Annotated in this window: 1 protein-coding gene; it reads left to right on the top strand. The window is 53.1% G+C overall.

Features of this window, described 5'->3' with window-relative positions:
• On the top strand, window positions 1-580 hold a 580-nt coding region (locus ACTHUM_RS17920; protein WP_440403679.1), incomplete at both ends, for a tetratricopeptide repeat protein.

The following is a 580-nucleotide window of genomic DNA, read 5'->3' as shown; positions in this document are numbered from 1 at the left end:
CCTTTTGAGCATCTACCAACAAGACCGCGACTGGGAAAAAGCCATCGAAATGGCGCAGCTCTTGAGCCATGACGAACAGACCTACCAGTTTGAAATCGCCCAGTTCTATTGCGAAATCGCCCAAGCCGCGCTGTTCAAATCCAACTTCGACGCCGCCCGCTACAACATCGGCAAAGCACTCGAAGCCAACAAGAAATGTACGCGCGCCAACATCATTCTCGGCGACATCGAATACCGTCAGGGCAACTTCCCTGCCGCAGTAGAAGCGTATTCCGCCATCGAGCAGCAAAACCACGCCTATCTGAGCATGGTCGGCGAGAAACTCTATGAAGCCTATGCCGCGCAAGGCAAACAGGAAGAAGGCCTCAACCGCCTTATCGGCTATATGCAAACCTTCCCCGAGCTTGACCTGATCAACGTCATCTACGAGAAAGCTCTGTTGCTTAAGGGCGAAACCGAAGCGGCGCAAATCGCTGTCGAACTCGTCCGCCAAAAACCCGACCTCAACGGCGTGTACCGCCTGCTTGGTTTGAAACTCAGCAATATGAATCCGGAGTGGAAAGCCGATACCGATATGATT

The sequence above is a fragment of the Neisseria sp. P0021.S006 genome, from assembly GCF_051956895.1.
Note: the sequence above shows the minus strand (reverse complement) of the source record. Positions and strands in the feature narration are given on the sequence as shown.